The sequence below is a fragment of the Rhodococcus sp. OS5 genome (genome assembly GCF_056837585.1).
Window position 1 is genome coordinate 4,948,113 of the sequence record NZ_CM166368.1, and the last position, 12,648, is coordinate 4,960,760.

Sequence of the window (12,648 nt, forward strand, 5' to 3'; positions counted from 1 at the left end):
TCCAGTGTCGGTCTTAGCTTGTCAATGCTGAAAGGAACCACGTAGCCGTGAAGATCTCGCACCGAAATCGTTGGAAAAGCCGAGGACGTTGGACGAGACTGACATCCGTTGCTGTGGTCGCCCTGGTCGGCACAGCACTCGTCTCCTGCAGTTCGAACGACGACGCAGCAAGTAGTTCGTCGAGTTCCGGTGGTGGCGCCTTCCCCGTCACGATCGATCACGCTTTCGGCAGCACCACGATCGATTCCGAACCACAACGGATCGTCACCGTCGGTTACAACGACGAGCAGGCTCTGTTGGCTCTGGGCATCAAGCCCGTCGGAATGGTCAACCAGTACCCGGGCGAACCGGACGTCAACCGCACGTGGCCATGGGTCACCGGCCCTTGGGGCGGAACCGAACCGACCGTCGTCGGCAGCAATCCCGAAACCACGATCAGCGTCGAAAAGATCGCTGCGCTCGAGCCCGACCTGATCCTCGCGCTCTACTCGAGCATCGACAAAGACCTGTACAGCACACTTTCCGCGATCGCCCCGATCGTCGCGAAGGATCCGGCCTACGGCGACTACGCAACTCCGTGGCAGATCACGACGAAGACCGCAGCGAAGGCAGTGGGTCGCGAAGCCGACGGCGAGAAGTTGGTCGCCGATATCGACAAGCAGTTCGCCGACGCCAGAAGCGCTCACCCGGAATTTGCAGACCAGACCGCGGTGATCATCAGCGTCGACGCGACCCCGGAGTTCTACGCCTTCTCCTCCGAGGACGCCCGCGGACGGGTTCTCGGCAGTCTCGGATTCAAACCTGCTCCCGCGGTCGAGGCCTTGATGAACGGTGAGTTCTACGCGCCGATCTCCACCGAACGACTGGATCTTCTCGACGTGGACCGTCTCGTTGTCATCGGCAATCCCGATGCCGCACAGGCGGTCCGAAACAACCCTGGCTTCCAGCAACTCGACGTGGTCAAGGACAATCGCGTCGTCTACGTCAACGACGATCAGGCTCCGCAGGTCGGTGCGGCCTTGACCGCAAGCTCGGCACTGAGCTTGCCGTGGGCCACGAGCCAACTACTCGCCGAGCTCACGAAGTAACCAGCGCCCGGCGCTTTCTGATCTGCGCGGTTCCCCAGATCCACACCCCGGCCCACATCATCCCGAACGCCCAACCTGCCAGTACATCGGTCATCCAATGGGCAGCCAGGTAGACGCGGGAGAATCCGACGGCGATCGTGTACAGGCCGAGGCTCGCGAGCATTGCCATCTTCGCGAGCCTCGGCAAGGCAAGACGAAGGATCACGGCGGCAACCGAAGTCGCGAGGATCGCGCTCATCATCGCGTGGCCCGACGGGAACGAATACGAATCGATTTCGATCAACCGCTCCGGCACGGGTGGACGGGTTCGCGTGAAGATGCGCTTCAATCCGCTCATCACGAGCAGACCGGTCAACATCGATCCGGCGATCAGCAGAGCTTCGGTGCGTAGTCCCCGAACCAGAAGCACGATCGTGAGCAGCGTCGCGATCAGCCACGACGCGAGGGTTCCGCCGCTGTCGGTGATGACGTCGACGACGTCCACGAGCCACGCCGTCCGCTGACTCACTGCGCTGTCGAGTACCCACTGATCAAAAGACATCTGCCCTCACATTCCTTGCGGCAGAGTCCACGTACGCATCACGTGATGAACGCCGTCCGAGTCCACCCACCACGGCACGATCACCGTCGTCTCGACCGCCCCCGTCAGTTCCACCGACAGTTCGTGATGGATCACTACCTCGCCGCCGGGAACCTCACGGCCGAGGGCTGCGAAGCCGAGAACTGCCTGCGGTTCGTTCGCCCACGTCGTCACGACGCCGGTGCTGCTCACTCGTCCGTGAACGGATGCAGACGCCGTCGCGACGTCGAGCAGATCTGCCAGTGCGTCGGCCGTCTCGAAGCTGCCGAGCACCACTCGTTGTGCAGGCAGTGCCGCTCCCAGCCACGGTCGGTCGAGAACAAGGGCGTCGCCGGGATCGACCAGATCGCCGGAAAGGCCTCGCACGAACGGCGGCAGGTGCAGTTCCTCCAGGTCGAGAACCCGTCGCTGCGCTGCCTCCCCCAGTAGTCGGTGCGTCCGCGCGACGACGGCGGAGGCCGGCATCCGTAGTGGGTCGGCAAGCCGATCGAGCAGCAGCTGAGCCAGTTCCGGATCGTCGACGGTATCCGATGCCAGCAATCCGGAGAAGAATCCGGCGTCGGGGTGTTCGGCAGCATCGAGCAATCCCTCGAAGGTGCGATCGCCCGGAGCGCGCAGCAAGCCCAGCACCTCACCGCCGAGTTCGGCATTCGAACGCAACCACCACGCCGTGTATCCACGACGGTCGGTGAGCAGCGCCCGCGTCGCCGGCGACTCGACCAGCAGCGACAGCGCCTGCGGCCAGCGGTCTTCGTCCACGAGATCGAGATCGCGCACGGCTTCGATGTATTCGGGGTCCTCGTCGAGGGTGTCCCACCATGCGTCTTCGGCGTCGAGATCGTGATCGGGGCCGGACGGCAATTCCTCACGGACCACCGTGAAACCCCACCCGACACCGACTACCCGTAGCGCCTGCTCCCCCACCCGCTGAACAAAATCAGCGTCGACGATGCCGAAGGGAGAATCCTCGACCAGGACGCTTGCAAGGGGAGCTCCCGGAAGCAGAAGTTGGTCGGCGGACCGCAATTCGCCTTCCGAATCAGGAAGCAGCACTTCACCGATCCACGACGGCAGCGCCCCTGGCGCCACGTGGGCCGCCAATCCGAGCACCACTTGCGCCAACTCCGTCGCTACCGAATCATCTTGGTCCGCAGCATCTTCGATCAATGCGCGCAGCGCCGGATCGGACAGCAGGTCGGTGGCACTCGCGGTCTGCGCTCCCAATCGAGACAGCAACGGGTGAACCGCGACGGGATGAACCAACCTCGTCCACTCCACCGACGGCGCGTCTTCGCCCAGTTCGACGCCGACGACGACGGTCCGCGGCCCGGTCACCGTCCGTCCATCGGAGAGCGGAACCGGCAGTGTTCCAAGCTCTTCCACCGCAAGAGTGTCGATCACCAGAGGCTCGAGAGCCGAATAGAGGCGATTCCACCACTTGGGTTCACGTTCCGAACCGCTGAGCAGTTCGGCGATGCGCGCGAGCCCGATGCGGTGTGTCGACACCGCCGCGAGCGCTCGCTCGTGCTTGGGGCCGGAGAGCTCGGGGACAACCAGGCCACCGATGATGTCGGTGAGCAACTCGGCAAGGTCATCACTGAGCCCGGGCACCACGGACGCTCGCTGCGGCGCGCGGTCGGGCTCACCGACCACCGGAAGCCACTCGTTTTCCTGCAGCTCCTTCAGAAGCGCTTCGCGCAGAAGCGAATCCGTTTCGCTGCGGGCAAAGGCAGGGATCGGAACGAGTGCCGTTCGCTGCCGAGGAGGTAGTGCAGCAAGGAACTTCGCGTACCCCTCGGCAAGCGGAGCGATCGGTGCAGCGGGCATGAGGCGTCGCCGATCGGGTTGCATTGCAATGTCGGCAATGATGATCGCGGGGATCGACAGTTCCTCGTCGGATCGCGTCGGCGCCCGCAGGACGTCGTCTGCGACCGGCTCGACGACCCCGTCGCGGACCGGCACCAACCATCGCGCGTTCGGCGCGGTGTACTGCCACCACGTGCGATCACCGATCGCGATCTCGACGAGGCCGGAATCCAGCACCCGTTCCGATCGCCGAAAAGTCTTCTCACCCAGACGAATTGATCCGAGAGCCGGGAGTTCGAGCAGCAGGTCGACTGCCTCACGTGTCATCTGCGAAAGCAGCGCCGCGGCATCGACGTCCGGCCGAAGCGTCAGCACCACTTCCGAATCAGCACCATCGCTCGGCAATTCGCCAGACGGCCACACCAAACGAAGTACGGGGACACCGGTTTCCGGCACCGGGAGTTCGCGAGACTCGATCTCGCGCAGAGTGTGCGAGGCAGAGAATCGAATCGATCCCGTCGACGAGCGCAGTTCCACCTCGTCACTGACCGAGAGAACTGCCGAGAATCCGACGCCGAACCGTCCCGTCACACCTTCGTCGGCGTCGACCTTGTTCGACGCGCGCAGCGCGGTCAGCGCATGTACACCGGATTCGTCCAGTGGACGGCCCGTGTTCGCCACCGTCAGCGTCCGACCGTCCACATCCACCCACAAAGAGCCCTGGACGCCCTCGCGTGCAGCTGCATCGGCAGCGTTCTGCGCCAGTTCGGTGAGCAGACGGTCGCGGTACCCGGCCTTTGCGAGGTCGGATTCCGCAGCCGCGTCTTCACGCAATCGCGTCGGAGATTCCGACCACGCGCGCAGCGTCGCCTCGCGGAGTGCGTCCGTACCGAACGGATCTTCTACTCGGTGGATACCGAATCCTCAACTGCAACAGCGCTCGACGGGCGAGCGGGCACCGCAATCAGCTCGACGGCCCCGTCGTCGAATGCGTCGAACTGCGGCGAGCCCGCACCGAGCGGCAGGCTGGTGTCCGAGTGCGCGCCACAACCGTAGGACACGCTGACCACACGGCCGTCTGCGGAGAGTTCGTTTCCGCACACACCGAACGCTGCGTGCAGCGAACCGGCGAGTGGAAGGAAGAATCCACACAGTCCACACGTCGACGGCGCGGCCTTCGCCATCTCCGACTCCGGGCCGAAGTCACCGTCGAACCAACGCTGCGCGGCATCGAGTCGGCCCTCGCGGCTCATGACCTGTTTGCGGCCGAGCCCGATTTCGAGAGCTACCTCGTCGACTTCCGGGTCACCGGTGGCGACGTAGCCGGGAACGAGGCGAGGATCCTCGGCCGGCGGGGCGAGTAGGTCACCGACGGACAGATCGCCGGGACGAATCCGCTGATCCCATGGCAGCCATTCCGGCGCAACCAACGCGTCGGGACCCGGCAACAGCGCCAACTCACTGATCGTGGCGTGGGTGTCCTCCGGTCCGGCAGCGACGACAACCGCCCACTGCCAACCGCGGTATCCCGGAATGTCTGCTGCAAATCGATGGGTGGCGGCAAATTCGTCCTCCGACGTCACGCCGAGGTATGCCCCCACACCGCCTTCATGCAGGTCGACGACTGCCTTTCGGGCAAGCTCGACCGCATCGGCCAGTACTGGGCGCGGCACTGCACGCTCTGGAGAAGTAGCAACACTCACTCCTCCAGTTTGCCGCACCACCGCAAGTCCGCAACGCACTGGGCTGCCATGCTGGGCAGATGAGTAGGTCACACGCCAATTCCGTGCGCACTTTTGCAGTGGTCGCCGTGATCGCCTCGGCCTTGGCGGGGTGCTCCGATTCCCCCGGCGCTCCCGACAACCTCACGTCCGAAACCGGCTCCGTCGAGATCGTTCGAGTGTCCGCGCACGATCCCGACGCGTTCACGCAGGGCCTCGAGATCGACGGAAACCGGTTGTACGAAAGCACCGGACGCGTCGGGCAGTCCTGGGTGCGCTCGAGCGAGATCTCCGACGAGCAGTCCCCCGCTTCGGGACCGGAAGTTGCGCGTGCCGATCTCGACCCGCCGTTGTTCGGTGAGGGCATCACGGTCGCCGGAGACACACTGTGGCAACTCACCTGGAAAGACGGCGTTGCCATCGCCCGTGACAAGGACACCTTGACCGAACGGGGGCGGTTCCCACTCGACACCGAGGGATGGGGAATCTGTTCGCTCGGGGATCGGATTGTCTCGAGCGACGGTTCGGCCACGTTGACCTTTCGCGATCCCGAAACCTTTGCGCCGATCTCGACCGTCGACGTCACCAGATCTTCGGAGTCCGTCGGCAAGCTGAACGAATTGGAATGCGCCGAAGACGGCTCCGTCTACGCCAATGTCTGGACCACGGACACCGTCGTCCGAATCGACCCGTCGGACGGCAGCGTCACGAACGTGTACGACGCTTCGCCGCTACGCGAAGAACTCGTCGCGGACGGATCGACCAGCACCGTCGACGTTCTCAACGGCATCGCGCAGATTCCCGGTACCGATCGATTCCTGCTCACCGGCAAGTATTGGCCGCAGATGTTCGAAGTCCGTTTTGTTAACTGAGTCCGACATGACACAGGACTCGCAGGGGTGTGCGTGGTAGCCGCGCCGACACTAGGACAGAATTGAGTGGTGACCGGACCGCGCGAACCCTACGACCCCGAAACTCGGCGAATCCACGACGAGCCGGAGGGGCAACAGGTGCACCCCGGTTACGACAATTACCCACCCGCGGCCCGCCCGGACAATTACCCACCTTCGGCCCGTCCCGCTGCCCGTCGCACGCCTTTGCCACCGCTGCATCCGATTCCCGAATCGCGGGGAGACTCCGAATCCGCGGCCGGTTCGAAGACGCCGGGGGCGGACGCTCCCAAGGCTCCACCGATGCCTCGCAAGCTCACCGTCACTCGCGTCGCAGCGATGCGCAGCCGCGAACTGACGAACAAGGGCATCGCGACCTTCCAGCGCGCGGCGAAGGCCGACGGCGCGGACAAGTCCGGTCTGACCGCTCTCACCTACGCGGTGATGACGAACAACGCGACCGACGCGGCGATCTCCGTCGCTCTGGCCAACACGCTGTTCTTCTCGGCCGCGACGGGCGAGGACAAGACCAAGGTCGCGCTCTATCTCCTGATCACGATCGCACCGTTCGCGGTCATCGCACCGCTCATCGGCCCCATGCTCGACCGGTTGCAGCGCGGACGCCGCATCGCACTCGCGTCGTCGTTCGGAATCCGGACGCTCCTCGCGGTGATCCTGGTCTTCAACTTCGACAGTTGGATCCTCTATCCGGCCGCGCTCGGCATGATGGTGCTCAGTAAATCGTTCTCGGTGCTCAAGAGCGCAGTGACACCACGCGTCCTACCACCGGAAATAGACCTGGTGCGCGTGAATTCGCGTCTGACGGTCTTCGGGCTGATCGGTGGAACGATCGGGGCCGGCGCTGTCGCAGGTGCGCTCGCGCTGGCTTTCGGTTCCACCGGCGCCTTGTGGTTCGCGGTCGCCGTCACCGTGTTCGGCGCATATCTGAGCATGCGAATCCCGTCGTGGGTCGAGGTCACCGAGGGTGAGGTTCCCGCGACCATCACCTACCACCCGGACGAAGCGCATCACGCCGGCAGCGCCCCACCGCAGCCGGACGCCAAACCTGCCAAGGTCCGTCAGCCTCTCGGACGCGCCGTGATCATCGGACTCTGGGGCAACGGCACCATTCGCGTGCTCACCGGCTTCCTGACGCTCTACATCGCGTTCGTCGCCAAATCACGCACCGATCACGAGCCGCTCCAGCAGGCCATGATGCTCGGCCTGGTCGGCGCAGCAGCCGGTCTGGGTAACTTCGCCGGAAATGCCACGGGTGCGCGCCTCAAGCTCGGCCGGCCTGCCTTGATCGTGCTCCGGTGTACTGCGTCGGTGTGGATCATCGCGGTGATCGCAGCTCTGACGGACAACCTCATGACGGCCGCGCTTGCCACGCTCATCGCATCGGCCGCCAGCGCGCTCGCCAAGGTCTCACTCGACGCGTCACTCCAGCACGACCTGCCCGAGGAATCGATCGCGTCCGGATTCGGTAGATCCGAGACGGTTCTGCAGCTGAGCTGGGTACTCGGCGGCGCATTGGGGGTTCTGCTTCCGACCGAATACTGGATCGGGTTCACTGTTGTATCGGTGTTCCTGACGATCGGGCTTCTGCAGACCTTCCTGAGCTACCGAGGAAGCAGCCTCCTGCCCGGCCTCGGCGGGAAGCGACCCGATCTGGCCGAACAAGAAGTGACCGAAGTGATTTACACCGGTAAATCCAACCGAGGACAAGGAAGTACTCCGCAGTGATGATGCGCTCGAGAACAAAGAAGATCGTGGCAGCGATCAGTGTCCTGATGGTGGTGGCACTGGTTGCTTACGTCTCCGTTCTTTTCGTGATCATCAAGAACATCAACGACGACCCCGACAAGCTGCCGGTCATCACTGCATACGCACACGGCAAGACGATCGAAACGAACCCTGCCGGTTTCTGCACCATCGACCTGTCCCAGTGCGCCCAGGTGGGCGACATCTACGCACTCGACGTTCCAGCGGGCTACCCGCTGCAGCTGTCGTTGTCGACGGACGTCTCGGATGCGCAGTGGGCACTGCTCGCCGTCTACGAGGATGCCGACGGCAACCAGACCGGTGAGCCCCGAGTCTTCGAGCCCGGCGAGGCCCTGGCAGTGACGGTCGAGTCTTCGAGCGATCCCGTCAAGCAACTCGTCGGCGTCGAAATCCACCTCGCCGTCGGTGAGGGAAGCGAACAGGGACTGCTGATCTGGTCGATCAAGACCGCCTGATCCCCGGAACGTCGAAAATGCCCTGCACACCGATTGGTGTGCAGGGCATTTTGTTTCGAAGCCGTGTATGGCAGCTCGTATCGAGCGATCAGGTGTCGAGCTCGCGAGCGACGGCCCGGACGACCTCGGAGATCCGCTGAGCGGTCTTGCGGTCCGGGTACTTGCCGTTGCGCAGATCCGGCTGGACCTTCGCCTCGAGCAACGTGATCATGTCCTCGACCATGCCGTGCAACTGATCAGGGGTGTGCTTACGCTCGACGGGCTCACGACGCGTCGCCGTCGCGCCGCGCAACGACGGCGCCGGCTCGAGTACCTTCAGGCTCAGTGCCTGCGGACCGCGGCGGCCCGCAGCCATTCCGAACTCGACGCGCTGGCCGGCCTTCAAGCCTTCGACGCCCTCGGGGAGAGCGGAAGCACGGACGTAGACGTCCTCGCCCTCTTCCTGCGACAGAAAGCCGAAACCCTTTTCGACGTCGTACCACTTCACCTTGCCGGTCGGCACCGCGTTCACCTGCTCATCACTCGACTGGGGCGTCTGCCCCAATGTGCTCGGGAGGCTCTCGGAAGAGCCTCATGGCCTTGCTCGCATCGCTTCCGGTGGAAGAATGCAAAAGAACGCGCCCCACACTTGCTTCAGCGGGGCGCGCAGTCTGTTAACAGTCTACCTGTGACGAACCCGGGTCGGCACCCAGGTTTACAGGCACTATCCTCGTAGGTGTGGACCCTCAACCGAACCCGCGCACTTCCGGCACCGGAAACGGTCTGTTCCGTACGGCGATGGCACTGTTCATCGTCGGATTCCTGGCGATCGTGGCCATCTTCGCAGTCCATATCTTCAGCGACACCCCACCCGGCCTGGCGTTGTACCTGGTAGCACTCGCGTGCCCGATCGGTTTCCTTCTGGCCATCGTCTACACGCTCAGATCCGGTCGACGCGTGCGCTGATCACTCCCGCCTCCAACCGAAAGGTCACTGACCATGAGAATCCTCCTGAACGTGATCTGGCTGGTCTTCGGCGGCTTCTGGCTGGCGTTGGGTTACTTCGCCGCAGGCATCATCTGCTGCATCCTCATCATCACGATTCCCTTCGGAATCGCGGCATTCCGCATCGGCATCTACGCACTGTGGCCGTTCGGTAAGACCGTCGTCGACAAGCCGACCGCTGGTGTCGGTTCGATGATCGGCAATGTCATCTGGGTGATCATCGCCGGTATCTGGTTGGCGATCGGACACATCGTCACCGCCGTCGCGATGGCGATCACGATCATCGGAATTCCGCTCGCGGTCGCGAACCTGAAGATGATTCCGATCTCGCTGATGCCGCTCGGCAAGGAGATCGTCGACGTGGACCGGGTGAATTACGCATAGTCGTGGACCGCGTCGATTACGCATAGCGGGCCCGCGGACCGAAGAACCCGACCACAGCAGTTGCTGTGGTCGGGTTCTCTGGTATCAGGTCGTATCAGCGGCCGAGGCTACCGAGTCCGGGGAGGTTACCGAGCGAACCGGTTCCCGTTCCCGGGTTGCCCGGATCGACGGGGCCGACCGGCCCCTCGGAGACCACGATGATCACGCTCGAAGCACGCGAAAGCACGCTCTTCGCAGTGATCTCGACGGTGACGCTGCCGACAGCGGTGGGGGTACCCGAGATGGTGCCGTCCTGTGCGAGGGACAGTCCGCCGGGCAGAGTGCCACTGGTGAGTGCAAACGTTGCGCGCGCATCGGCGGCAGTGAGCTTCTGCGAATACGCCTTACCTACCTGAGCGGCAGGCAATTCGACGGTCGCGGGTAGCGGGTACGCAGCAACGACTGTCACCTTGCCCCCGTTGGTCGTCGACGCGATGGCGCCGGTCGAGGTGTCGAGCGCGAGGTTTTTGACCTTCTCCAGTGCCGGAACCTTGGTATCGGTCAGAGCGGTGGTGGCGCGGGTCGTCAGATCGACCGACCACAGGTGTCCGTTCATGACGTCCGCGACATATGCAATGCCTGCCGCAGCGTCGACGACCACGCCGTTGGGAATCGCGGTCGGAGACAGCGTGGTCTTCGACAGAACCGCGCCGGCCGGGGTGATCGCCCACAGGTTGGTTGCCCGGGTGTCGGTCATGTAGATGTTGCCGGTGTTCGTGTCGACATCGACGTCGACCGGGTAGAGGTTGTCGGCACGCACGATCGACTTGAGTGCTCCGCCCTTGCGTACGTCCGCCTGCCACAGCGTGCGGCCGTAATTCTCGTCGAAGAAGTTGGTGTCCGCGATGTAGAGGAAGCCGCGGACACTGTCGAAGGCGAGCTTGGTCGGCGTTGCCGACTTGTGGACCAGAATGCTCGACACGGCGTCGGCGGCGTTGGGGTCGACGACTCGGATGTTGCCGGACTTGTAGTCCGAGAAGTACGCGCGGTGTGTTGTGGGATCGACGACGACATCGTTGATCTGCGGACGCGAGCCGTCGGGGTTCTTCTCGCTCAGCGTGACCGTCTTTTCGACCTTCCCGGTCTTCGTGTCGACAATCGAGATCGCGCCGCCGTAGGAGGAGGACACGTATGCGCGTCCGAGGCCTGAGTCGACGGCAAGTGCCGACGGGTAACCGACGACGCCGTCGATGGTGCCGACGGACTTGCCGGTGTTCGTGTCGACGACGGACAACGAGCTGGTCGGTCCGCCGTACTGCGTGATGTATCCGCGGTGGGTTGCCGCGTCGACGACGATGTCGCCGGGCTGGGTTGCGGAATAGCTTCCGACAACACCGTGTGTCGGATCCTCGGGTGAGGCGTGTGCAGCGGGAGCAGTGACGGCCAGGCCGACAGCAGCAGCGGCAACGGCGAGTGACGCGGTGACCGCACGCCGACGGTATTGCAGTTTCATGAGGGGTGCCCTACTTCTTTGGAAGACTCTGCGAAACCTGCCCAAGCGAGGCAAGTCAGGCAAACCTAACCTAAGTTTCATAGTCGATGTTGAGACACGGGCCACAACCTTGGGTCCGGATCGACGCACCTCTCAATCGCCCGAGATTCTATTTCCGCATAACGTGTGACCTTGCTCACATTACGGATGAATAACGGAACGGACACAACCGGACATTCACTCGGGCACCCCCACCTACCTGGGAAGAGTCTCCTGCGCTTTGTGTGACGCGTTGTACGTCTTTCGCCACGCCGCGTTATCAAATGGTGACACGAGCGACTCGAGCCGTTACCGTCGTTTTCGGCCGGGAAACTCGGCCACCTCCGGCCCGCCGCGCCAAGCCTTGTCCCGCGGGTACCGGACTTCCGACAGAGCATTCCAGGGACGAGGACGGGGGACCCAAAGTCCTCTGTGAGAACAGAAAAGTTCTCCAGTGGACACCGGTTCGATCGCAAGACCGAATCTTGGGGTGAAGCCAGACCCTTTCCAGCCAGGAAAGGCGAGGCCGGGCGACCTCTCAGCCCGAACCCGACAGCTGACCTCGCAGGCGCGTGTGGAGAGGATTTCGACCATCATGAGCGGACGCCATCGCAAGCCCACCACCACCGGCCGCACTGTCGCCAAGGTCGCCGTCACCGGCGCCATCATGGGCGTAGCAGGAATTGCAGCCACCGGAACCGCAAACGCTGCCCCCGACTCCGACTGGGATCGTCTCGCCCAGTGTGAGGCCGGCGGAAACTGGGCCATCAACACAGGCAACGGTTACCAGGGCGGACTGCAGTTCTCCCCCAGCACGTGGAACGCACACGGCGGCGGACAGTACGCAGCCACCGCAAACCAGGCCACTCGCGAGCAGCAGATCGTTGTTGCCGAGCGTGTTCTCGCAAACCAGGGTTGGGGCGCATGGCCGTCCTGCTCCTCCAGCCTCGGGCTGAGCAGCGGCGCCACCGAGCGTTCCGCTCCGGCCACGACGGCTCCTCAGGCAGCTCCGGCTCCGGCGCAGCAGGTCGCACAGACCGTTGCACACCCGGTCGCCGACGCCATCGATCAGGCAATCGCATTCGCCGAGGCCAACGGCATCCCGGTCGACCCGCAGATCCTCGCAGTCGCCGACACCGCGAAGTCGTTCCTCAAGTAACACCGGCAAGACTGTCCGCTCGGACGCTCGAACATCAAGAAGGCCCGCACCGATTCGGTGCGGGCCTTCTTCGTGTCGAGTTGTTATCGGTTGATGACGGTGTGCGGGTGTACGTAAGGAAGTGACTCCACCGGAACCGGAAAGGTGGTGTCCTCGCCGAAGGGTGAAAGTCCACCTGCGCGGGTCGATGACAATTCGGTCACTGCGTGATCTCCGTCTGCAGTTTCCGGCCATCCTGGATCTACATAGTGTTGCTTCGAATTGTTGGCCACGAAGTCATTTTGAC

13 protein-coding genes and 1 riboswitch are annotated in these 12,648 nt (G+C 63.7%); of the genes, 7 read left to right on the forward strand and 6 right to left on the reverse strand.

Going from position 1 to position 12,648, the window contains the following annotated elements; all coding sequences use genetic code 11:
- The first annotated feature begins 47 nt into the window (after positions 1 to 47).
- The gene (locus ACVZUB_RS22980) at positions 48 to 1,088 is read left to right on the forward strand and encodes an iron-siderophore ABC transporter substrate-binding protein (RefSeq protein ID WP_482627800.1); all 1,041 of its coding nucleotides are present in this window, start codon (positions 48 to 50) and stop codon (positions 1,086 to 1,088) included.
- Here the strand turns inward: ACVZUB_RS22980 and ACVZUB_RS22985 are convergent.
- The 3 genes from ACVZUB_RS22985 to ACVZUB_RS22995 form a co-directional block, all read right to left on the reverse strand.
- Positions 1,078 to 1,629, reverse strand: a complete 552-nt coding sequence (locus tag ACVZUB_RS22985) for a phosphatase PAP2 family protein (RefSeq protein ID WP_030535362.1) — start codon at positions 1,627 to 1,629, stop codon at positions 1,078 to 1,080. The genes ACVZUB_RS22980 and ACVZUB_RS22985 overlap by 11 nt on opposite strands.
- A gap of 6 nt (positions 1,630 to 1,635) precedes the next feature.
- Positions 1,636 to 4,308: a sacsin N-terminal ATP-binding-like domain-containing protein gene (locus tag ACVZUB_RS22990; RefSeq protein ID WP_116057981.1), complete on the reverse strand. Its 2,673-nt coding sequence runs from the start codon at positions 4,306 to 4,308 to the stop codon at positions 1,636 to 1,638.
- A 68-nt stretch (positions 4,309 to 4,376) separates the two neighbouring features.
- Positions 4,377 to 5,198, reverse strand: coding sequence for a DUF3027 domain-containing protein (locus tag ACVZUB_RS22995; RefSeq protein ID WP_030535360.1), 822 nt, complete (start codon positions 5,196 to 5,198; stop codon positions 4,377 to 4,379).
- Between the two features lie 38 nt (positions 5,199 to 5,236).
- On the opposite strand from ACVZUB_RS22995, the gene ACVZUB_RS23000 reads away from it, so the two are divergent.
- The 3 genes from ACVZUB_RS23000 (at position 5,237) to ACVZUB_RS23010 (ending at position 8,325) form a co-directional block, all read left to right on the forward strand.
- The gene (locus ACVZUB_RS23000) at positions 5,237 to 6,067 is read left to right on the forward strand and encodes a glutaminyl-peptide cyclotransferase (protein ID WP_073512664.1); all 831 of its coding nucleotides are present in this window, start codon (positions 5,237 to 5,239) and stop codon (positions 6,065 to 6,067) included.
- Positions 6,068 to 6,136: 69 nt separating this feature from the next.
- Complete coding sequence (locus ACVZUB_RS23005) at positions 6,137 to 7,831, forward strand: MFS transporter (protein ID WP_223304424.1); 1,695 nt, start codon at positions 6,137 to 6,139, stop codon at positions 7,829 to 7,831.
- Entirely contained in the window at positions 7,831 to 8,325 is a 495-nt protein-coding gene (locus tag ACVZUB_RS23010) for a DUF2771 domain-containing protein (RefSeq protein WP_207624414.1), read from the forward strand. Before ACVZUB_RS23005 ends, ACVZUB_RS23010 begins: the two co-directional genes overlap by 1 nt.
- Before the next feature lie 88 nt (positions 8,326 to 8,413).
- Here the strand turns inward: ACVZUB_RS23010 and ACVZUB_RS23015 are convergent, their stop codons facing one another.
- Positions 8,414 to 8,827 (reverse strand): cold-shock protein, encoded by a 414-nt coding sequence (locus ACVZUB_RS23015; protein WP_007733502.1) that lies wholly within the window; start codon positions 8,825 to 8,827, stop codon positions 8,414 to 8,416.
- Positions 8,828 to 9,042: 215 nt separating this feature from the next.
- On the opposite strand from ACVZUB_RS23015, the gene ACVZUB_RS23020 reads away from it, so the two are divergent.
- Both ACVZUB_RS23020 and ACVZUB_RS23025 read left to right on the forward strand, forming a co-directional pair.
- The gene (locus tag ACVZUB_RS23020; RefSeq protein ID WP_003940194.1) at positions 9,043 to 9,270 is read left to right on the forward strand and encodes a hypothetical protein; all 228 of its coding nucleotides are present in this window, start codon (positions 9,043 to 9,045) and stop codon (positions 9,268 to 9,270) included.
- 33 nt (positions 9,271 to 9,303) lie between these two features.
- Positions 9,304 to 9,693, forward strand: a complete 390-nt coding sequence (locus ACVZUB_RS23025) for a YccF domain-containing protein (protein ID WP_003939919.1) — start codon at positions 9,304 to 9,306, stop codon at positions 9,691 to 9,693.
- Positions 9,694 to 9,787: 94 nt separating this feature from the next.
- Here ACVZUB_RS23025 and ACVZUB_RS23030 read toward each other — a convergent pair whose 3' ends face one another.
- On the reverse strand, positions 9,788 to 11,185 hold the full coding sequence (locus tag ACVZUB_RS23030) for a YncE family protein (RefSeq protein WP_482627801.1): 1,398 nt from the start codon (positions 11,183 to 11,185) through the stop codon (positions 9,788 to 9,790).
- A 395-nt stretch (positions 11,186 to 11,580) separates the two neighbouring features.
- Positions 11,581 to 11,790: riboswitch (cyclic di-AMP (ydaO/yuaA leader) on the forward strand.
- An 8-nt stretch (positions 11,791 to 11,798) separates the two neighbouring features.
- On the opposite strand from ACVZUB_RS23030, the gene ACVZUB_RS23035 reads away from it, so the two are divergent.
- Complete coding sequence (locus ACVZUB_RS23035; RefSeq protein ID WP_003939675.1) at positions 11,799 to 12,362, forward strand: transglycosylase family protein; 564 nt, start codon at positions 11,799 to 11,801, stop codon at positions 12,360 to 12,362.
- A gap of 83 nt (positions 12,363 to 12,445) precedes the next feature.
- On the opposite strand, the gene ACVZUB_RS23040 is transcribed toward ACVZUB_RS23035, so the two are convergent.
- A complete protein-coding gene (locus ACVZUB_RS23040) occupies positions 12,446 to 12,634 on the reverse strand; it encodes a hypothetical protein (protein ID WP_019744939.1) in 189 nt (62 codons plus the stop codon).
- Positions 12,635 to 12,648 lie beyond the last annotated feature (14 nt).

What these genes read in the sequence shown, in the direction of transcription:
- ACVZUB_RS22985 (WP_030535362.1), bottom strand. Translation starts at nt 1,629, where the DNA reads ATGTCTTTTGATCAGTGGGTACTCGACAGCGCAGTGAGTCAGCGGACG.
- ACVZUB_RS23000 (WP_073512664.1), top strand. Translation starts at nt 5,237, where the DNA reads ATGAGTAGGTCACACGCCAATTCCGTGCGCACTTTTGCAGTGGTCGCC.
- ACVZUB_RS23010 (WP_207624414.1), top strand. Translation starts at nt 7,831, where the DNA reads ATGATGCGCTCGAGAACAAAGAAGATCGTGGCAGCGATCAGTGTCCTG.
- ACVZUB_RS23025 (WP_003939919.1), top strand. Translation starts at nt 9,304, where the DNA reads ATGAGAATCCTCCTGAACGTGATCTGGCTGGTCTTCGGCGGCTTCTGG.
- ACVZUB_RS23030 (WP_482627801.1), bottom strand. Translation starts at nt 11,185, where the DNA reads ATGAAACTGCAATACCGTCGGCGTGCGGTCACCGCGTCACTCGCCGTT.
- ACVZUB_RS23035 (WP_003939675.1), top strand. Translation starts at nt 11,799, where the DNA reads ATGAGCGGACGCCATCGCAAGCCCACCACCACCGGCCGCACTGTCGCC.